The sequence below is a fragment of the Tepidicaulis marinus genome (assembly GCF_000739695.1).
Taxonomy (GTDB): Bacteria; Pseudomonadota; Alphaproteobacteria; order Parvibaculales; family Parvibaculaceae; genus Tepidicaulis; species Tepidicaulis marinus.
In genome coordinates this window covers 12,704-32,924 of sequence record NZ_BBIO01000004.1, presented here as the reverse complement: position 1 = coordinate 32,924, position 20,221 = coordinate 12,704, and the positions used below count along the sequence as shown (strand labels likewise).

At 60.4% G+C, this 20,221-nt stretch carries 20 protein-coding genes; 11 read left to right on the top strand and 9 right to left on the bottom strand.

The window, feature by feature from the left end:
* Window positions 1-9 precede the first annotated feature (9 nt).
* Window positions 10-840 (top strand): 3-deoxy-8-phosphooctulonate synthase, encoded by an 831-nt coding sequence (kdsA, locus tag M2A_RS05055; RefSeq protein ID WP_045443910.1) that lies wholly within the window; start codon window positions 10-12, stop codon window positions 838-840.
* Window positions 841-847: 7 nt separating this feature from the next.
* Here the strand turns inward: kdsA and M2A_RS05050 are convergent, their stop codons facing one another.
* The 8 genes from M2A_RS05050 to M2A_RS05015 all read right to left on the bottom strand — a co-directional run bounded on the left by M2A_RS05050 (window position 848) and on the right by M2A_RS05015 (window position 8,537).
* Window positions 848-1,633 carry a ZIP family metal transporter gene (locus M2A_RS05050; protein WP_045443908.1) on the bottom strand — a complete coding sequence of 262 codons (786 nt, stop codon included), beginning with the start codon at window positions 1,631-1,633 and terminating at the stop codon, window positions 848-850.
* 91 nt (window positions 1,634-1,724) lie between these two features.
* Complete coding sequence (locus tag M2A_RS17160) at window positions 1,725-3,119, bottom strand: sensor histidine kinase (protein ID WP_052379224.1); 1,395 nt, start codon at window positions 3,117-3,119, stop codon at window positions 1,725-1,727.
* Window positions 3,120-3,294: 175 nt separating this feature from the next.
* The gene (locus M2A_RS05040) at window positions 3,295-4,200 is read right to left on the bottom strand and encodes a phytanoyl-CoA dioxygenase family protein (RefSeq protein ID WP_045443907.1); all 906 of its coding nucleotides are present in this window, start codon (window positions 4,198-4,200) and stop codon (window positions 3,295-3,297) included.
* Between the two features lie 50 nt (window positions 4,201-4,250).
* On the bottom strand, window positions 4,251-4,712 hold the full coding sequence (gene queF, locus M2A_RS05035; protein ID WP_045443905.1) for a preQ(1) synthase: 462 nt from the start codon (window positions 4,710-4,712) through the stop codon (window positions 4,251-4,253).
* An 11-nt stretch (window positions 4,713-4,723) separates the two neighbouring features.
* The gene (locus M2A_RS05030) at window positions 4,724-5,089 is read right to left on the bottom strand and encodes a 6-pyruvoyl trahydropterin synthase family protein (protein ID WP_045443902.1); all 366 of its coding nucleotides are present in this window, start codon (window positions 5,087-5,089) and stop codon (window positions 4,724-4,726) included.
* A complete protein-coding gene (queE, locus tag M2A_RS05025) occupies window positions 5,089-5,730 on the bottom strand; it encodes a 7-carboxy-7-deazaguanine synthase (RefSeq protein WP_045443900.1) in 642 nt (213 codons plus the stop codon). The genes M2A_RS05030 and queE overlap by 1 nt, the downstream gene beginning before the upstream one ends.
* Entirely contained in the window at window positions 5,723-6,472 is a 750-nt protein-coding gene (queC, locus tag M2A_RS05020; RefSeq protein WP_045443898.1) for a 7-cyano-7-deazaguanine synthase QueC, read from the bottom strand. Before queC ends, queE begins: the two co-directional genes overlap by 8 nt.
* Window positions 6,473-6,623: 151 nt before the next feature.
* Window positions 6,624-8,537: a DUF1302 domain-containing protein gene (locus tag M2A_RS05015; RefSeq protein WP_045443896.1), complete on the bottom strand. Its 1,914-nt coding sequence runs from the start codon at window positions 8,535-8,537 to the stop codon at window positions 6,624-6,626.
* A gap of 281 nt (window positions 8,538-8,818) precedes the next feature.
* On the opposite strand from M2A_RS05015, the gene M2A_RS17155 reads away from it, so the two are divergent.
* The 3 genes from M2A_RS17155 (at window position 8,819) to M2A_RS05000 (ending at window position 12,038) form a co-directional block, all read left to right on the top strand.
* On the top strand, window positions 8,819-9,403 hold the full coding sequence (locus M2A_RS17155; protein WP_052379223.1) for a PadR family transcriptional regulator: 585 nt from the start codon (window positions 8,819-8,821) through the stop codon (window positions 9,401-9,403).
* 117 nt (window positions 9,404-9,520) lie between these two features.
* A complete protein-coding gene (eno, locus tag M2A_RS05005) occupies window positions 9,521-10,798 on the top strand; it encodes a phosphopyruvate hydratase (RefSeq protein WP_045443895.1) in 1,278 nt (425 codons plus the stop codon).
* 19 nt (window positions 10,799-10,817) lie between these two features.
* Window positions 10,818-12,038 (top strand): TIGR03862 family flavoprotein, encoded by a 1,221-nt coding sequence (locus tag M2A_RS05000; RefSeq protein WP_045443894.1) that lies wholly within the window; start codon window positions 10,818-10,820, stop codon window positions 12,036-12,038.
* A 93-nt stretch (window positions 12,039-12,131) separates the two neighbouring features.
* On the opposite strand, the gene M2A_RS04995 is transcribed toward M2A_RS05000, so the two are convergent.
* Entirely contained in the window at window positions 12,132-12,515 is a 384-nt protein-coding gene (locus M2A_RS04995; protein WP_045443892.1) for a VOC family protein, read from the bottom strand.
* A gap of 168 nt (window positions 12,516-12,683) precedes the next feature.
* On the opposite strand from M2A_RS04995, the gene M2A_RS04990 reads away from it, so the two are divergent.
* From M2A_RS04990 to lipA, 7 genes are all read left to right on the top strand, one after another.
* Entirely contained in the window at window positions 12,684-13,013 is a 330-nt protein-coding gene (locus tag M2A_RS04990; RefSeq protein WP_081875400.1) for an FtsB family cell division protein, read from the top strand.
* Between the two features lie 130 nt (window positions 13,014-13,143).
* Window positions 13,144-14,271 (top strand): pyruvate dehydrogenase (acetyl-transferring) E1 component subunit alpha, encoded by a 1,128-nt coding sequence (gene pdhA, locus M2A_RS04985; protein ID WP_045443891.1) that lies wholly within the window; start codon window positions 13,144-13,146, stop codon window positions 14,269-14,271.
* Window positions 14,272-15,672, top strand: coding sequence for a pyruvate dehydrogenase complex E1 component subunit beta (locus M2A_RS04980; protein ID WP_045443890.1), 1,401 nt, complete (start codon window positions 14,272-14,274; stop codon window positions 15,670-15,672).
* Window positions 15,673-15,682: 10 nt separating this feature from the next.
* Complete coding sequence (locus M2A_RS04975; protein WP_045443889.1) at window positions 15,683-16,990, top strand: pyruvate dehydrogenase complex dihydrolipoamide acetyltransferase; 1,308 nt, start codon at window positions 15,683-15,685, stop codon at window positions 16,988-16,990.
* A 7-nt stretch (window positions 16,991-16,997) separates the two neighbouring features.
* Entirely contained in the window at window positions 16,998-18,395 is a 1,398-nt protein-coding gene (gene lpdA, locus M2A_RS04970) for a dihydrolipoyl dehydrogenase (RefSeq protein ID WP_045443888.1), read from the top strand.
* A gap of 10 nt (window positions 18,396-18,405) precedes the next feature.
* Complete coding sequence (locus tag M2A_RS04965) at window positions 18,406-19,140, top strand: TerC family protein (protein WP_045443886.1); 735 nt, start codon at window positions 18,406-18,408, stop codon at window positions 19,138-19,140.
* A 115-nt stretch (window positions 19,141-19,255) separates the two neighbouring features.
* On the top strand, window positions 19,256-20,218 hold the full coding sequence (gene lipA / locus M2A_RS04960; protein ID WP_045443884.1) for a lipoyl synthase: 963 nt from the start codon (window positions 19,256-19,258) through the stop codon (window positions 20,216-20,218).
* Window positions 20,219-20,221 lie beyond the last annotated feature (3 nt).

Genomic DNA, 20,221 nt, shown 5'->3' with positions numbered 1-20,221 from the left:
TCGAGATTTATGAAACCCAACAGTACCGTGACCGTCGGCAATGTGCATTTTGCCAATGACAAGCCTTTGAGCATCATCTCCGGCCCCTGCCAGATGGAAAGCCGCGAACATGCGATGATGATCGCGGGCACGCTCAAGGAGATCACGGAAAAGCTGGGCATCGGTTTCGTCTTCAAAGCGTCCTTCGACAAAGCGAACCGCACCAGCATCAAGGGCGCGCGCGGCATTGGTCTTGCCAATGCGCTGCCGGTCTTCGAGGAAATCAAAAAAGAGTTCGGCGTGCCGGTGCTCACCGATGTGCACAGCCCCGAGCAATGCGCGGAAGTGGCAAGCGTCGTCGATATTCTGCAAATCCCGGCTTTCCTGTGCCGCCAGACGGATCTTGTGGTTGCGGCCGCAGAAACCGGCAAAGTGGTCAATGTGAAGAAGGGCCAGTTCCTTGCCCCTTGGGACATGAAAAATGTTGTGGAGAAGGTAACGGAGTCCGGTAATCCCAATGTCATGACGACTGAGCGTGGTGTCAGCTTCGGCTATAACGCGCTGGTTTCGGACATGCGGGCGCTGCCCGAGCTTGCCTCGATCGGCGCGCCGGTGATTTTCGATGCCACCCATTCCGTGCAGCAGCCGGCCAGCAAGGGCGCTTCCACGGGCGGGCAGCGCGAATATGTGCCGGTGTTGGCACGCGCCGCCGTGGCGGTGGGCGTGGCCGGTGTCTTCATGGAAACCCATGACGATCCCGACAATGCACCGTCCGATGGGCCGAACGCGGTTTACCTCAGCGATATGGAAGCGCTTTTGAAAAACCTGAAAGCCTTCGACGAACTTTCCAAGCAGCTTTAAGCCGCCTCTAGTGGAGCGCGTGCTCCATGAAAAGCGAGAGCGCGCAGCCGATGAGAAAAAGCGGCAGCGCCAGGCGGCGCTTTGCCTCCAGCATATGCGGCACGAGATGCGAGGCGCTGACATAAAGCAGCGTGCCGCCTGCGGCTGCAAGCAGCGGCCCGAGCATCGCGCCGTGATCGTGCGGTGCGGCCGTTAAGGGAGCAGCAAACCCTGCTCCGTAATGCGCGCCGTCCAGCCAGAGAACCGTAAGCACCGCGCCGAGCGGCGTCATCAAAACTGCGCCGAGCACGGTATAAATCAGCGCGCGGCGGGCGGAGACGTAAAAACTCATCAGCGCAAAGAGAATGACCGCGTCGATGAATTTATGCGCGGTCAGCCCGCCCATCGTCATCAGCCCGGTTTCCAATCCGCTTTCATAGGTCACCGTATAGACCGCGCCATCTACGAAGGAGTGGAAGGCAATGCCGAGCCAGGCGGTGAGCGCTGGCATGGAGACGGCGGGGTGGTGATGCGCGCTGTGGGGAAACAGCGAATCCGTCAGCCCCGCAATCAGCAGCAAAAGCACATAGCCCCCCAGCGCATAAAGCGGGGCATGGGAGGTGCTCTGCATGGCTTCGGGGAAGAGGTGGGTCAGGACCGTGGTGAGCAGCAGCCCCGCGCCGAAGGCGGCGAGCAAATTGCTCCAGCCGAGTACGCGCTCACGGGCAAGCCAGACACTTGCCACCCCGCATAGGCTGATAAAGGCGGCAACGAAGCTCGCCAAGACGCCATATTGTTGAAAAACACCAAGCACGCGCCGTTTCCCGGTAATGTGCGGGCGTTATATTATAACAATCGCGATTGGGGAAGCCCAAACTCTCTAATTCGGCCTCGCAGCCGGCGCCTTATCCGGCTTGGGCAAGCTCCGGGCGCTGCATGGGCAGCCAGAATTGCACATTGGTGCCGTGCTCGGGTGTGCTGTGGATCGTCAGATCACCGCCGAGCTGACGCACGAAGCGGTGGGCGATGGTAAGGCCGAGCCCGGTGCCTCCGAACTGCGTGGCATAGGCGGAATCCGCCTTCCAGAACGGGTCGAGCGCCATGGCAATCTGTTCCTCGCTCATGCCGATGCCGGTATCCTCGATCTCGAAAAGGATGCGCCCGTCGGAAAACTCGCTGGAGCGCAGCGTGATGGTGCCGCCCGCCGGGGTGAACTTCACCGCGTTGGAAAGCAGGTTGATCAGTATCTGCTTCAGGCGCCGGCGGTCCGAATAAACGGTCGCGGCATGATGGCCGGGCTCGAAGACGAAGGTCAGATCGCTCGCCCGGCGCCGGGATTGAGCAAGGTTCAGCGAGCTTTCGAGCGGCTCGCTGAGATCGAAGGGTTCCGTCTCGCAATCGGCGGCATCCGTTTCGATTTTCGACAGATCGAGTATGTCGTTGACGACATTGAGCAGGTTGCGGCCCGACATGAGAATGTCGTCCACATATTCCCGGTAGCGCTCGCTCAGGGGACCGAACATCTGCCCCTTCATGATTTCAGCAAAGCCGATAATCGCATTGAGCGGCGTGCGCAGCTCATGGTTCATGTTGGCGAGAAACTCGCTTTTTGCCCGGCTGTGTTTCTCGGCCATGTTTTGCAGGTAAACCTGGCGCAGCGCGCCTTCCAGTTCCTGCTCGCGCGCCATGATCTGTTTTTGCAGGATGATGTTGCGCCGGTGTGCACGGCGGCGGATCGTGAAGGCGGCAATGGTGAGCACGAAGGCGTTGAACTCAAAATAGAGATGGCTCATCAGCACATCGTTCGAGGCAACGGCAAAGGCGGCAAGCGTCCATAGGCCGACATAGACGGAAATGCTGAGCGCCAGCCAGAAGGGCGACAGGAAAAAGAGCCCGATCGCCACCATGATGAAAAGGTAATTGGTGAGCTCCGCCGGGTCCTGCGACACGGCGACATGGGCCGTAACATTGCAGGCCAGAATGAGCGTGCCGGCGCAGAGCAGCGGATGCGCCCATTGATGGGGAACCGTGTGCCGCTTGAGAAGAAAAGACAGGCCGAAGCCGAGAGTGGAACTGGCCGCGGCAATCGGGATCATGACCTTGGCCATGGCCGGCTCGAGAAAGGTCATATGCATGAACGTGATGCCGAGATAAGCCGCGCCTACAAAGGCGAAGATCAGCCAGAGGCCGTCGCGCAAAATCTCGTTGAAGTCCTGCTGCGTGGCATGGGCCGCAGGCGCTGCGTCCCCGGTAATGGCTTCTTCAACCTCTGGAGCGCTGTTAGGTGCGGTCTCTTTCATTCGCTGTCTCGCGCCGTCGGCATAAAATCATACCGGTCCGGCAATTCTAGCAAGATCAATATTGAAAGAATCCTAATCGCGATTTGCGAATACTTGGTGTGCTGAAAAGCTGAGCGCGCAGCCGCGCCTGGCTATTTTATAGCCACGGCTTTTATGCCTAACGGGCGTTAGGAATTCAGGCTTTCTCTTCCCCGCGGATGGAAGCGCCGACCAGTTCGCGCAGCTCATCGGAGCCGAACTGGGCGCTCGTGCCGTCCATCTTGCCAAGCGCAAAATCCGGCGGCACCAGTTCCGGCCCTTCGCCAGCGGGCAGGGGCGGGGTGTAATAGCCCAGCGCATAGCTGCCCATGGCATAGCCGATCAGGGCCTGGAGCTCAGGCGGCAAGGTCTTGGCGATTTCCGGCGGGCAGGAGAGATACTGGTTTTCTTCCTGGCGGAGCCAGCCCAGCGTGTAAGTGAGGTTGATGCCGATCCGGTCGCCGTTCGAGGTGTTGGCGCCGCCGCCATGAAAGACCCCGCCGGAATAAATCAGCACGGAGCCTGCGCTCATTTCCGCATAGCCGATTTCCTCATCTTTCGGCTGGTAATTATCGGGCCAGCCGAGCGAGCCGGGGCAAACCTGCGTCGCCCCGTTTTCCTTCGTAAAATCCGTCATGGCCCAGATCGTGTTGAACTGGGGCTCCAGGTCTTTCATGTAAGTGCCCCAGGCCCAGCGGTCCCGGTGAATGGGCTGCTTGGGCTGGCCGGGCCGGATGCGGATGACCTGGGTGAGATGGAGCTGGATGCGCTCGCAAAAGGGTTTGAGGAAGCTTTGAGCCGCTTCCAGGATCGCCGGATGCATCACCATGTCCCGCACCTTTTGGGAGCGGGCGACAAGCGCGCCGGTGCGCGTCGTCTTGCGGCCGGTAAAATCGTCCCGCCCGTAATCGGTCGCCTCGATGTAAGGCATGAGCTCACCGAGCGCCGCCTTTACCTCATCGGGGCTGAGCACATCCTTCAGGATGAGCGCTCCGTCGCGCTTGAGAATGGTGAGAATGTCATCCGCCGGCGCATTGGCGGGCAGGGTTTCGAGCTTTGGCATAATGCGTTCCTCCCGCTTCTTTGTAGCAAGAAGCTGAGAGAAACGGAAATTCAGCCCCGGCCCCGGTAAGGCGAAACGCCCTGGTCGGGCACCCAGAGTCCTTCGGGGAGGGTGCCCGTCTGCCAGAAGACATCGATGGGGATGCCGCCGCGCGGATACCAGTAGCCGCCGATGCGCAGCCATTTGGGTTTCAGCGTTTCGGCCAGGCGCTTGCCGATGGCGACCGTGCAATCTTCATGGAACGCGCCGTGATTGCGGAAGGACTGGAGATAGAGCTTCAGCGATTTCGACTCCACGAGCCAGTCGCCCGGCGCATAGTCGATGACGAGATGGGCGAAATCGGGCGCCCCTGTTACCGGGCAAAGCGAGGTGAATTCGGGGCAGGTGAAGCGGGCAAGATAATCCGTGTCGGCATGGGGGTTGGGCACGCGCTCCAGCTCCGCTTCTTCGGGGGTCGCGGGAGCGGCGGTTTTCGCGCCGAGCTGCGTCAGGTCTTTGGTATATTCCGCCATCGGACTATCTCCTAATCGGCTTCGCCCTCATAGACGCAGCCTTCCTTGCAGGTGTCCCGGTGAACTTCCACCCGCGCGATTTGCGGCAGGGAGTTTTTCAGCCGCCGCCAGATCCACATGGTCAGGCATTCCAGCGTCGGCGCGGCCAGCCCTTCGATCTCGTTGAGGCAGTGATGGTCGAGCGCCTGGCGCGCATCTTCCAAGGCGTCGCGGAATTCGGAAAACTCGCGGATGAGCCCCGTCTCGGGATCGGGCGTGCCCGCCAGCCAGACGACGGCGCGGAAGGAATGGCCGTGCAGCCGGCTGTTCGGGTGGCCGGGCGGGGCGGAGGGCAGGTAGTGGGCTGCCTCGAAAGTGAACTCTTTATAGATACGCATCAGTCGATCCCGATGAACTTGTGTGTCTGCAGGCTGAGCCGCCATTTGGGATGGGCCATGCAATAGGCCACAGCCGCGTTCGTGTTTTCCTTTTTCCCGGGCCCGTCCATGGGCTGCAGGAAGAAATGCTCGAAGGCGAGCGCGTCGAAATCTTCCGGCCGCGCCTTTTCCTGCGGGTAGACGAGTTTAAGTTCCTGTCCGCTGCGCTGAACGAGGGGCGCATCCGCTTTCGGGCTCACGCAAATCCAGTCGATGCCGGATGGCGCTTCAAGCGTGCCGTTGGTTTCCACGGCGATGGAAAAACCTTTCGCGTGAAGCGCTTCAATAAGGGGTTCATCGAGCTGAAGCAAGGGCTCTCCGCCGGTGCACACGACGAGCGGCGCGCCTTGGGGCCGGGCCCCGTCCGTCGGCCAGAAGGAGGCGATGCGGGCGGCCAGTTCCTCGGCGTCCGCGAATTTGCCGCCATTTTGCCCGTCCGTGCCGACGAAATCCGTATCGCAAAAGGTGCAGACGGCTTTGGCGCGGTCTTCCTCGCGCCCGGTCCACAGATTGCACCCGGCAAAACGGCAAAAGACGGCGGGACGCCCGGCATTGGCGCCTTCGCCTTGCAGCGTATAGAAGATTTCTTTGACGCTATACATGAGCCTGCCGCTTCATCCACGCTTCATATCCCTGCCGGCGCAGCGCGCAGGCCGGGCAATCATTACAGCCATATCCCCATTCATGGCGATGCGTCCGCTCGCCGCGATAGCAGGTATGGGTCTGCTCGCGGATGATCTCGATAAGTGTTTCCCCGCCCAGCTTCTCCGCCAGCGCCCAGGTCGCGGCCTTGTCGAGCCACATGAGCGGCGTTTCGATGGTGTAGGCCTTGTCCATGCCCAGGCTCAGGGCGCTTTCCATGGCCTTCATGGTAGCCGCGCGGCAATCGGGATAGCCCGAATAATCGGTCTCGCACATGCCGCCCACCAGCGCCTGCGCGCCGCGCCGGTAGCCCAGCGCCGCTGCGTAAGTCAAAAACAGCAGATTGCGGCCCGGCACGAAGGTATTGGGCAGGCCGTTCTCGCCCATCTCGATTTCCATATCGCTGGTCAGTGCCGTCTCGGAAATCCGGCCAAGCTCGGCAAGGTCCAGTACATGATCGGGCCCGAGCCGGGAGGCCCAACCCGGAAAGTGCCGGGCGATCTCAGCGCGCACCTTCTCCCGGCAGGTCATTTCCACGCTATGGGCCTGGCCATAGGAAAAGCCGACCGTTTCCACCGCCTCGAAGCGCTGTAGGGCCCAGGCGAGGCAGACGGTGGAATCCTGGCCGCCGGAAAACAGCACCAGGGCACGTTTTGCGCCGTCTTTTGCGGGGCTTTCCGTTGGGCTCGCTTTTGAGGTCATGGCTCGTCCTTTCCTCCCGCTGTTGTGCAGATGGGGGCGCATCCGTCAAGTAACGAGAGGGGCGGGGGACAAGCGGGCATGAAAAAGCCCCGGCAAGCGGACCCGCCGGGGCTTTGCAGCGCTTATGTTGCGCCTTCCCTGTCAGAAGCCGTTAGAAGGCATAGGAAATGCTGGCCGAGACGAAATCCCGGTCGTTGAGCGCGTTGCGGAAGCCGCCGCCGAAGCTGTTCGTATAGCCAAGCGAGGCGCGCCAGGCGCTCTGATAGGAGGCGTTGAGGCCGAGTGTCACCGCCTTCAGGCCCGAGACGAAGCCGGGGCCGATGGGGCCGGGCGAGTAGCCCGTCACGTCATGCCGCCAGGCGACATTGGGGCTCAGCGTCACCGGCAGGCCGAAGGCGTTATTGTAATCGGCGGCCACCACCAGGCGGTAACCGGCGGAGAACGCCGTGCCGTACTGAACTTCCGTTACGCCATTGGCAAAGAGCGCCGCGCCGAACGGGTTCTCGATGCCGCGCAGCGAGCCGGAGCGGTTCAGCGGATGGTCTTCGGCATCCGGCACATACATGAAGCCCACATTGGTGAGGAAGGTCGCATTGTCCGAGCCGATGAACTGCGGCAGCCAGTGGCTGGTTGCAAAGGAGTCGATCGTGTTGATCTGACCCGTCAGCGTTTCCTCATAGACGATGGCCTGTGTCGCCTCGCCGGGGCCGACCGGATCGAGACGGCTCGTCGTGGTGGCGGCGCCGCCCGTCAGGAAGGGCGTGGCGCCCTGGCCGTCCGTCTGGCTGGCATTCTGCTGCTGGTCCGTGGTGGCCAGCGGCATACGCGGCGTGAAGGCCAGCTCGCCAGCAACGGCGGTGCCGTCGAAAAGCGTGCTGAAGCTCGCGCCGAACGTCTCGATGCTGTCAGGGAACTGATAGAAATAGGTGCCCTGGTTCGCGCCGTAAGAGAAGGCGCCCTGAATGGCTGCCGCGTTGTTCAGGCAGGTGGGGCTGCCGAAAAGCGCCGTGCAGGTTTGAGCGAAGTTCTGCGGCCCGTTGCGGAAGGTCAGGAAGGGCAGGCGGGAGGTGTAATGGGTGTAGTAAAGCCCGAACTCCGTGCCCTGATTGACGTCTTCGGCATAGTAGCGCAGCGCGAGGCCATATTGGTTCGTGTCGTTGCGGCCCTGATCTTCCCCGCGCGGCAGCGCGATGGGCAGAAGCGGGTTCGGCGGAAAGGCGCCCGCGCCCGCAAAAGCGCTCAGATCATCGACCTGCGCGGCGGAAAGCGCGGGCAGGGAACCGGGACCGGCAATATCCGTCGTCGCATAGAAGGAACCGGCCGGGTCGAGTTCCGTTTCCACATGGTCGAACTGCCAGAAGGCTTCCATCGACAGATTGTTCGGGAAAGCCAGCTGCGCGGAAAGCATCGGCATCGGCAGGAAGGCTTCCTTGAGCTCCGAGCCCGGCGTGCGCAGCGCGGCCACGTCCACCGCCTGGAAAGCGTTGACGCCGCCCGGAATGAAAAGGCTCTCGCCCCAGTTGAGCGCCTGCTTGCCGGCACGCAGCGTGACGAAAACATCGTCCACGGCGAAGTCGGTGTAAACGAAGGCATCGAGCAGATCGATACCGTTGTTCAGCCGCTGGCGCGCATCGTGATTGAGCTTGCGGTGACGCATGTCGTTTTGCGCATAGACATGGTCGTAGAAATATTTCACCCGCGCGAAGGCGCCGAAATTCTGCCAGCTGGCGGAAATGTCGTGAGTCGCCTTGGCCGTGATGGAGGTGAAATCCCACTGGTCGAAGTTCAAATTTGCGTCATCGGAATTGACACTCTGCGTGCTGCCATTTGCCGTGCGGCAGCCGCCATTGACGACATTGACCATCTCGCAGTCCCGGTCGCTGGCGCGCAAGGAGACCCCGAGGGAGACGGTGGAATCGACATTCACGTCGACATTGCCGATCTCGAAACTTTCTGCGGAAGCCTGGCCGCTGAGAGCCAGAAACGAAACACCGGCCAAAAGACCGGCAAAATACGCGGCGGAACGCGCCTTATGGCGCTCCTGCGCGAAGCTGTAGTTACGCATGTTACCTCACCCACTACCCGTTATTGTTCTCATCTGATGCGGGCGGCCCGAGGGGGAGCCGCCCGCCAGAGGAATGCGACTGAAGGAAAAGCATCGAGGAGGAGGAGGAGAAGCTTCGCCTTTAGTCAGGCGCGCTGATATCATAAAATATCTCATATAAAAATAGCATAATGCAAAATTGTGTATCCCCAATTCTCAGGGATAAATGCAGTTAGGTTGATTGTGACGGAAATGCTGGTCACAATAACCGCGTTAGTAGAACAGTCGGGGAGGACTCGTTCGTGAATGCAAAGGAAATGGTCCTGGCAGTGCTGATGCGCGGCCCGGCCACTGGATATGACATAAAAAAAGAGTTTGAGTTCGTTCTGTCACCGTTTCTCGATGTGAGTGCAAGCGGCGTCTATCCGGCGCTGAACGATCTGGCAAAAGAGGGATTGGTGACGTTCAAAAAGGTCGAGCAGGAGGGCCGGCCGAACAAGAAGATCTACGAAGTCACGCAGGCCGGTAAGGAGAAATTCCTGGATGTGGCCTGTAATTCCGTCGAGTTGCGGCACAGTTTCCATTCGGAAGTCTTTTTTATCCTCACGGTTGCGCAGCATATGCCGCCGGAACGGGTCGACCAGATTCTCGATCAATGGATCAAATTCTCTGTGGACCGGCTCGATACGGTCGAATCGATGATCGAGGAGGCGGAGGAGCAAAACCGCGAAGGGCTGCGCTTCGTTCTGGGCATGTCCCGGGCATCCATGGATGCCATTATGGATTATGCCAAAAAGGAACGGGGCAAGCTGTCCGCGGCACTGACCCACCGCTGGGAGGAGGCGCCCCCAAACATTGCGCGTGAGCGCGAAAGGGTGAGCGTTTAACGGTTTGGGGATCGCAAGAGCGGTCCCCAAACTGCTTTGAGGCATTTGAGGCTTTTCCAGCGCCCCTTCCTTGGGTATGTATCGCCCGCGAATTCATTAAAGCGGAGCAGGGCACCCATGGCAGCCATCATCGACATTATCGGACGTGAAATTCTGGACAGCCGGGGCAACCCGACGGTCGAGGTCGATGTGGTGCTGGATGACGGCGCGGTGGGCCGGGCGGCAGTGCCCTCCGGCGCCTCCACGGGCGCCCATGAGGCGGTGGAGCTGCGCGACGGGGACAAGTCCCGGTTCGGCGGCAAGGGCGTGCGCAAGGCCGTGGAAGCGGTGAACGGCGAAATCTTCGACGCCATTTCCGGCATGGACGCGGGCGAGCAGGTGGCGATCGACCGGATCATGTGCCAGCTCGACGGCACGCCGAACAAAGCCCGCCTCGGCGCCAATGCCATTCTGGGTGTCTCGCTGGCGCTGGCAAAGGCGCAGGCGGATTCGACCGGCCTGCCGCTTTTCCGGTATCTCGGCGGTCCTGCCGCGCGCATTCTGCCGGTGCCGATGATGAACATCATCAATGGCGGCGAGCACGCGGATAATCCCATCGACATTCAGGAATTCATGATCATGCCCGTCGCCGCCGAAAACGTGGCGGACGCGGTGCGCATGGGCGCGGAAGTCTTCCAGAAGCTGAAGGCGGGCCTGAAGGACGAAGGCCACAACACGAATGTGGGCGATGAAGGCGGCTTCGCGCCGAACCTCGCTTCTACCGATGCCGCCATCGGCTTCATCATGAAGGCCATCGAGGCAGCCGGCTACAAGCCCGGTGAGGACATCTATCTCGCTCTCGATGCAGCCTCGACCGAATTCTACAAGGACGGCATCTACGACCTGAAAGGCGAAGGCAAAAAGCTCGATGCCGGACAGATGGCCGATTATTGGGCGGACCTTGTTGGCCGTTATCCGATCATCTCCATCGAAGACGGCATGTCCGAAGACGATTGGGCAGGCTGGAAACTGCTGACCGAAAAGATCGGCGATAAGGTGCAGCTTGTGGGCGATGATCTTTTCGTCACGAATCCGGCGCGCCTTGCCGACGGCATCAAACAGGGGGTCGCCAATTCCATCCTCGTCAAAGTCAACCAGATCGGCTCGCTGACCGAGACGCTGGAAGCGGTGGAGATGGCGCATAAGGCAAGCTTCACCGCCGTCATGTCTCACCGCTCCGGCGAGACGGAAGATGCGACGATTGCCGATCTTGCGGTGGCGACGAATTGCGGCCAGATCAAAACCGGCTCGCTTGCCCGTTCCGACCGGCTGGCGAAATACAATCAGCTTATTCGCATCGAAGAGCTGCTTGGCCCGGCCGCTGAATATGCCGGCCGTTCCATCCTAAAGGGCTGAGAGAGCCGAAGGAAAACCTATGACCACGCAAGAGCCGCTGCCTGTTGTCATCATCGGCGGCGGCCCTGCGGGGCTGATGGCCGCCGAGGCGCTGACGGAACGGGGCATCGTCCCGCATCTTTACGACGCCATGCCCTCGCTTGCCCGCAAATTTCTGATGGCGGGCAAGAGCGGCCTCAACCTCACCCATGCCGAACCTTTGGAAGCGTTTCTGACGCGCTTCGGAGCGGCCAATGCGCCGTTGGACGAACCCTTGCGCGCGCTTTCCCCGCAGCGCCTGCGCGAATGGGCTTACGGCCTTGGCGTGGAGACTTTCACCGGCACATCGGGCCGGGTCTTTCCAGCAGAGATGAAAGCCGCGCCGCTGCTGCGCGCCTGGCTGCGGCGTTTGCGGGCGAACGGGCTTACCACCCATGTCCGGCATAAATGGAAAGGCTGGCGGGAAGACGGCGCGCTTTTGTTTGAAACACCCGAAGGCGAGCGCACCGTCAAAGCGCGCGCCGTGGTGCTGGCGCTCGGCGGGGCAAGCTGGCCGCAGCTTGGCTCGGACGCGGCCTGGGCGCCGCACCTTGAGGAAAAAGGCATCGCGCTTTCGCCCTTCCGCCCGGCCAATTGCGGCTTCGATGTCGCCTGGAGCGCGCATCTGAAAGAGAGCTTCGCGGGCGCGCCGCTCAAACCCGTCACGCTTTCTTTTGGCGGCCGCCAAGTGAAGGGTGAATGCGTGATCACCCAGCACGGGCTTGAAAGCGGCGCGGTCTATACGCTCTCCGCCGCTCTGCGGGAGGCGCTGGAGCGGGACGGGACAGCGGTGCTGGAAATCGATCTTCTGCCGGGGCGCAGCGAGCGCGAGGTGGCCGAACGTCTTGGCGAGCCGCGCGGCAAGAAATCCATGGCCACGCATTTGAAGCGCAAGCTCGGCCTTGCCGGCGCCAAGGCGGCGCTCTTGCGGGAAACGACGGGTAAGCATGTTTTCGATGATCCGGCCCGCCTTGCCGCCGCGATCAAACACTTGCCGGTGCCGCTCTTAAGCCCGCGCCCCATTGACGAGGCGATCTCCAGTGCGGGCGGGGTGCCTTTCAGTGAAATGGGAACGCGCTTCATGCTGAAGAAACTGCCGGGCGTCTTTTGCGCCGGTGAAATGCTGGACTGGGAAACGCCGACCGGCGGCTATCTGCTCACCGCGTCTTTCGCTACAGGGCGGACAGCGGGCGAGGGCGCGGCAAGATGGCTGGCTGACTAATTTTCTTTTGTTTCTTTACTTCTCCCTTTGTCATGGCCCGGATAAACCGGGCCATGACAGGAATAAATAAAGCGCGGGGCGCCCCGCTTGGCCTCACCCCTTCGAGCTGTGGCAGACGGCTTGAATTTTATTGCCGTCCGGATCGCGCACATAGGCGCCGTAATAATTTGGATGGTAATGCGGGCGGAGCCCCGGCGCGCCTTCGTCACTGCCGCCATGGGCAAGGGCGGCGGCGTGGAAGGCATCGACCTGCGCGCGGGATTTGGCGAGGAAGGCGGCATGGACGCCGTTACCCGGCCTCGCAGGATTGCCGTCGAAGGGCGTGAGAATGAAAACCTTCGGGCCTTTTTCCTCGCCATAAGCGGCGGAACCGTCCACCTCGAAGAATTTCGGAATGCCGAGCGCACCGAAAACGGCGTCGTAAAAGACAAGTGCCTTGGCAAAATCGTTCGTGCCGAGCGTGACGTGACTGAACATGAGAGCCCCCATTTGCTGACCTGATTGCGGCTGAGAGTAGATATGGGGAGGCTTGGGCAATGCGCCAGTTTGCGGAAAAGCGGCTTTCCACAGAAAAATCGAATCCTTGACTCCAAAAGCGAATCTCGAATCTTGACCGGGAGAATCACTCTGTGATTCTCTAGCCTTATGAGCCGCTTTGAACTGATTCGCACCCGTGAACCGCTTCGTCTGAGATACCTGCTTTTGCCGGTTCTCGGCGGTGTTTTGGCGCTTTATTTCGGGTATCACGCGACGATCGGCGGCCAGGGCGTGCAGAAATATCTGGAAAACGAGCAGGAGCTTTCTGCCCTTGAAGAGGAGCTGGAAACCAAGCGCCAGACCCGCAAGGAACTGGAGCGGCATGTGGCGCTCTTGCGCCCGGAAAGTCTCGATCCGGATTTGCTGGATGAGCGGGCCCGCGCCTCGCTCGGCTATGCGCGCCCCGACGAAATTACGATATTCCGTGACCTGCGCTGACGTTACGGCACTTAACTGAAAAACGGTTAAGTCATAATTTCTTTATGCAAATCAAACTTTTAATGCCTAACTTTTAAGGTATTCGTGCGTTCATACGAGCATGAGCACGCCTTGAAAGGGAGGCCCCCCAATGTCTGCCAAACGTGCGGCGCCGAAAACCAAAAGCGCGTCCCGGAAATCTGCCTCGAAGAAAACCGCAGCCAAAAAAACGGCGGCGAAGAAGAGCCCGGCGCGCAAACGCGCGGGCGGCGCAAGCCCGGGCAGCGGAAAACCCGAGGTGCCTGAGTTCACGCCTGAGCAGGAAATGAAGGCCTTCGAGGACATGCTGCTCATCCGCCGGTTCGAGGAAAAGGCGGGGCAGATGTACGGGATGGGCCTCATCGGCGGCTTCTGCCATCTTTATATCGGTCAGGAAGCCGTGGTGGTGGGCATGCAAATGGCCATCGAGGAAGGCGACCAGGTGATCACCGGCTACCGCGACCATGGCCACATGCTCGCCTGCGGCATGGACCCGAAAGGCGTCATGGCGGAGCTGACGGGGCGCGAGGGTGGCTTTTCCAAGGGCAAAGGCGGCTCCATGCACATGTTCTCCGTGGAAAAGAAATTCTATGGCGGCCACGGCATTGTCGGCGCGCAGGTGCCGCTCGGCACCGGGCTCGCCTTCGCCAACCGCTATGAAGAAAACGGACGCGTCACGCTTTGCTATTTCGGTGACGGGGCGGCGAACCAGGGGCAGGTCTATGAAAGTTTCAACATGGCCGAGCTTTGGGATCTGCCGGTCATCTACATCATCGAGAACAATCAATATGCGATGGGCACATCGGTGAAGCGCTCTTCCGCGCAGACGGATCTGTCGAAACGCGGGATCAGCTTCAATATTCCCGGCGAGCAGGTGGACGGTATGGATGTGCGCGCCGTGAAAGAAGCAGGCGCGCGCGCCGCCGAATGGTGCCGCGCCGGCAAGGGTCCTTACATCCTTGAAATGATGACCTACCGCTATCGCGGCCATTCCATGTCCGACCCGGCGAAATACCGCGCGAAGGAAGAAGTGAACAAGATGCGCGAAGAGCATGACGCGATCGAGCAGGTGCGCGCGCGGCTTCTGAAAGGCAAACATGCGAGCGAGGACGATCTGAAAGCCATAGACAAGAAGGTGCGCGGCATCATTTCCGAAGCGGCGAATTTTGCCCAGGAAAGCCCGGAGCCCGATGCCAAGGAGCTTTGGACCGATGTGCTCAGCGACGGGGAGGCCGCTTAAATGCCGCAGAACATAACCATGCCCGCGCTCTCGCCCACGATGGAAGAAGGCACGCTGGCCAAATGGCTGGTGAAGAAGGGGGACAAGGTGGCGCCCGGCGATGTGATTGCCGAGATCGAAACCGACAAGGCGACGATGGAGCTTGAAGCGGTCGATGAAGGCACGATCGGCAAGATTCTCATCGAGGAAGGCACGGAGAACGTGCCGGTGAATGACGTGATCGCGCTGCTTTTGGAAGAGGGCGAAGACGAAAGCGATCTCGATAAGGCCGAGACAAAAGCCGAAAAACCCGCCCCGAAAAAAGCCAAAAAGCAGGAAGAAGCCGAAAGCGATGAAGATGGGGGTGAGGACGAGGAAGACGGCGGCAAACCGGAAGTAAAAATCGAGCTTAAGGAACCTGACGTGCCGGAAGGCACGAAGATGAAGGAAATGACGGTGCGCGAGGCCTTGCGCGATGCGATGGCCGAGGAAATGCGCGCCGATGAACGCGTCTTCGTCATGGGCGAGGAAGTGGCCGAATATCAGGGCGCTTACAAGGTGACCCAGGGCCTTCTCGATGAATTCGGCGCCAAACGCGTGGTCGATACGCCGATCACGGAACATGGCTTTGCCGGGCTCGGCATTGGCGCGGCCATGAGCGGGCTGCGCCCCATCGTCGAATTCATGACCTTCAACTTCGCCATGCAGGCGATGGACCAGATCATCAATTCCGCTGCGAAGACACGCTACATGTCCGGCGGGCAGATGAGCTGCCCCATGGTTTTCCGCGGGCCGAACGGGCCTGCCTCGCGCGTGGCCGCCCAGCATAGCCAGGACTATTCGGCCTGGTATGCGCATATTCCGGGGCTCAAAGTCGTCGCGCCCTATTCGGCGGCGGATGCCAAAGGCCTGATGAAAGCCGCGATCCGCGACCCCAATCCCGTCATCTTCCTTGAAAACGAAATCCTATACGGCCGCTCCTTCGACGTGCCGGACATGGATGATTGGGTCGTGCCCATCGGCAAATCGAAAGTCATGAAAGAGGGGAGCGACGTAACGCTCGTCTCTTTCAGCCGCGGCATCGATTATTGCCTGGAGGCGATGAAGGAGCTGGAAGAGCAGGGCATCTCCGCCGAACTGATCGACCTGCGCACGCTGCGCCCGCTCGATCTTGAGCCGGTCATTCAATCGGTGAAAAAGACGAACCGCGTGGTGACGGTGGAAGAGACCTGGCCCGTCTGCGGCATGGGCGCGGAAATCGCCGCGCAGATCATGGAACGTGCCTTCGATTATCTCGATGCGCCGGTTGCCCGGGTTAGTGCCAAGGACGTGCCGCTGCCTTATGCCGCCAATCTTGAAAAGCTGGCGCTGCCCAGCGCCAAGGATGTGGTGAAGGCGGTGAAAGCCGTCTGTTACCTTTAAGGAGGGAGCCATGCCGATACCCGTAACCATGCCGGCGCTCTCTCCCACGATGGAAGAGGGCACGCTTGCCAAATGGTCCGTCAAAGAGGGCGACAAGGTCGGCCCCGGCGACGTGATCGCGGAAATCGAAACAGACAAAGCGACGATGGAAGTCGAAGCCGTGGATGAAGGCACGGTCGGCCAATTGCTGGTGGACGAAGGCACGGAGGGCGTGCCCGTCAACAAAGTGATCGCCGTGCTTCTGGAAGAAGGCGAGGACAAATCCGCGCTGGACAATTTCGATCCGGAAGCAGCTTCGCCTGCGCCGAAAAAGGCGGCAGAGGAGAAGCCCGAGCCGAAAGAAAAGAAAGAGGCAAAGCCGGAAGAAAAACCGGCTGCGAAGCCAGCTGCGAAGAAAGAGGAAGCGGCGCCTGAGAAACCGGACGGTAAACGCATCTTCGCAAGTCCGCTCGCAAAGCGCATTGCCGAAGACAAAGGCATCGACCTTGCCGCGCTTTCCGGCAGCGGCCCGCGCGGGCGCATCGTCAAAAAGGATGTGGAAGAGGCAAAGCCCGGCACGAAAGCCGCCGCAGCATCTGCCGGCGGTCCGAGCCTCACGCCCTCCGTCGATCCGCGCGCGTTCTTCGAAAAAGGCACATACGAGGAAGTGCCGATGGACAAGATGCGCAAGACGATTGCCAAGCGCCTCACCCAATCCAAACAGGAAATCCCGCATTATTATCTCACCGTGGATTGCGAGATCGACGAGCTTTTGCGCGTGCGTAAGGAGCTCAACGAGCGGGCACCTGAGGGCGTGAAACTGTCGGTCAACGATTTCCTCATCCGAGCCGCCGCGCTGGCCCTGAAAAAAGTGCCGGAGGTCAATGCGAGTTTTGCCGGTGACAATCTGCTTATGCACAAACACGCCAATGTCGGCATTGCCGTTGCCATCGAGGGCGGGCTCATCACGCCCATCATCAATAAGGCGGATGAAAAGGGCCTCGCTGCTATTTCAAACGAGTCGAAGGACCTTGCCGCCCGCGCGCGGGACAGGAAGCTGAAGCCGCAGGAATATGAAGGCGGCAGCTTCTCCATTTCCAATCTCGGCATGTATGGCATCAAGAATTTCACCGCCGTCATCAACCCGCCGCAATCAGCCATCCTGGCGGTCGGTGCGGGGGAGAAACGCGCGGTCGTGAAAGGCGATGAACTTGTGGCCGCCACAATGATGACCTGCACCATGTCCTGCGATCACCGCGTGATCGACGGGGCGCTCGGCGCGCGCTTCCTCGATGCCTTCAAGGGCTTTGTGGAATTTCCCGCCACCATGTTGATGTGAGGGCGCCATGGCAGATGAATCTTTTGACGTGGTGATCATCGGTTCCGGCCCCGGCGGCTATATCGCGGCGGTGCGGGCGTCTCAGCTCGGCCTTAAAACGGCGATCGTCGAGCGGGACAAGCTCGGCGGCATTTGCCTCAATTGGGGCTGTATTCCCACAAAGGCGCTTTTGCGCTCCGCCGAAGTTTACATGCTGATGGAACAGGCCGAAGAGTTCGGCCTGTCGGCGGAAAAGATCGGTTTCGATGGCAAGAAGATCGTGGAGCGCAGCCGCAAAGTGGCGGACAAGCTGTCAAGCGGCATCCAGTTTCTGATGAAGAAGAACAAGGTGAGCGTCATCGAAGGCACGGCGAAGCTCGCCGGTAAGGGCATCGTCGAGGTCGAAAAAGACGGCAAGGCCGAAAAGATCAAGGCCAAGAACATTATCCTTGCCACCGGCGCCCGCGCGCGGGAGCTGAAAGGTATGGAAGCGGACGGCGAGCTGATCTGGACCTACAAGCACGCCATGACGCCGAAGGAGATGCCGAAATCCCTACTGGTGATCGGCTCCGGTGCCATCGGCATCGAGTTTGCGAGCTTCTACCGCAGCTTCGGCGCGGACGTGACGGTGGTGGAAGTGCTGGACCGCATCCTGCCGGTGGAAGACGAAGAAATTTCCAAACAGGCCGAACGCGCTTTCAAAAAGCGCGGCATCAAGATCATCACAGGCGCGGAAGTGCAGAAGCTCGACAAGGGCGAAAACAGTGTGACCGTTCATGTGAAGACGAAGAAGGGCACGGAAGAAATCACCGTGGACCGCGTCATCAGCGCCGTCGGCATCACCGGCAATGTAGAAAATCTCGGCCTCGAGGATATGGGCATAAAGATCGAGAAGGGCCATGTAGTGGTGGACAAATGGTGCGAGACGGACGTGAAGGGTATCTATGCCATTGGCGATCTCGTCGGCGCGCCCTGGCTTGCGCATAAAGCCAGCCATGAAGGCGTGCTCGCGGCTGAGCGCATTGCCGGCGTGAAAGACGCGCATCCGCTCGATGTGACGAAAGTGCCCGGCTGCACCTATTCCCATCCGCAAGTCGCAAGCGTGGGCCTGACGGAAGCGAAGGCAAAGGAAGCAGGCTACAAGGTCAAGGTCGGCCGCGCGCCCTTTCAGGCTAACGGCAAGGCCATTGCGCTCGGCGAGACGGACGGCTTCATCAAGACCGTTTTCGACGAAAAAACCGGGGAGCTTCTGGGCGCCCACATGATCGGCCCGGAAGTGACCGAGCTCATTCAGGGCTATGTGGTGGCCCGCCAGCTCGAGACCACGGAAGCCGATTTGATGGCGGCTATTTTCCCGCACCCGACTTTGAGCGAACATATGCACGAATCGGTGCTGGACGCTTTCGGCCGGCCGCTTAATTTCTGATTGGACTTCCATGCTCGATCTTCTTACCGATCCTCAAGCCTGGGCGAGCCTTCTCACGCTCACCGTGCTTGAAGTCGTGCTCGGCATCGACAATCTGATTTTTCTGTCGATCCTTGCCGCCCGCGCGCCGGAACATCAGCGCGAAAAAATCAGAAAGATCGGCCTTGCCGGCGCGCTGCTGATGCGCCTTGCGTTGCTCTTTTCCATCGCCTGGATGGCGAGCCTGACGACGGTGCTGTTCGAAGTCTTCGATCTCGGCATTTCTTGGCGCGACATTGTGCTTCTCGGCGGCGGGCTTTTTCTGCTCGCCAAAGGCACGACGGAAATTCACCACATGCTCGAAGGGGCGGATGACGGGCCGCAAGCCAAAGCCGGTACGACCATGGCCGCGGCGATCGTGCAGATCATGCTGCTCGATGTGGTTTTCTCGCTCGACAGCGTGATCACTGCCGTCGGTATTGCCGAGCATCTGGAGATCATGGTGCTCGCCATCGTGATTGCTATGGCGGTCATGCTCTTTGCGGCAAAACCGGTCGGTGATTTCGTGCTGGCGCATCCGACCGTGAAGATGCTGGCGCTTGCCTTCCTGCTGCTTGTTGGCGTCTCGCTGATGGCGGATGGCCTGCATTTCCATATCCCGCGCGGCTATATCTACGCAGCGATTGCCTTCTCCATCACGGTGGAAAGCCTCAATCTCTGGGTGGCGGCCCGGCGCAAACGGCGGAAAATAGAGAATCCAGGCTGACAAAGGCCTAGGAATGAACGGGAAAGGGCTCTATCTGAAGAGGGACGGGGCCTTGCCAAAAGCGGGGGCGCGGCTTATCCATCGCCCTCGATAAATGGCTCCTGAGGAGACCAGAATGGTAACGGTACTCGACACGGTTAAAGGCGAACGGCCCCGGCACCCGGAAAAGGCGAACCGGCCGGATACGCCTGTCCTGCGCAAGCCGAAATGGATCCGCGTCAAGGCGCCGGGATCGCCCGTCTATACCGAAACCAAGAAGATCGTTCGCGACCACGGCCTTGTGACCGTGTGCGAGGAAGCGGGCTGCCCGAATATCGGCGAATGCTGGTCGAAGAAGCACGCCACCATGATGATCATGGGGGAGGCCTGCACCCGCGCCTGCGCGTTCTGCAATGTGGCGACGGGCCTGCCGAAGCCGCTTGATCCAGAAGAACCGGAAAATGTCGCCCGTGCGGTCGAGAAGCTCGGCCTGAAACATGTGGTGATCACGTCCGTTGACCGGGACGATCTTGCCGATGGCGGCGCGCAGCATTTCGTCGATGTGATCGGCGCGATCCGCGCCCGCGCGCCCGGCACCACGATCGAAATTCTCACCCCCGACTTCCTGCGCAAGGAAGGCGCGATCGAGAAAGTGGCCGAGGCAAAGCCGGATGTCTTCAATCATAATCTGGAAACCGTGCCGCGGCTTTATCCGTCCATCCGCCCCGGCGCGCGCTATTTTCATTCGCTGCGTCTGTTGCAGCGGGTGAAGGAGGTCGATCCCACGATCTTCACGAAGTCGGGGCTCATGGCAGGGCTTGGCGAAAGCCGCGAAGAAATTCTGCAGGTCATGGACGATATGCGCTCGGCGGATATCGACTTTCTGACCATCGGCCAATATTTGCAGCCGACGCGTAAGCACGCTGCCGTCGACCGCTTCGTGACGCCGGAAGAATTCGCTTCTTATGAGCGGATCGCGCGGACGAAAGGGTTCCTGCTTGTCTCCTCAAGCCCGCTGACGCGCTCTTCCTATCATGCGGATGAGGATTTCGTCCGCCTGCGCGAAGCGCGGGAAGCCTCGCTTAGCAAACAGCGCTGATTT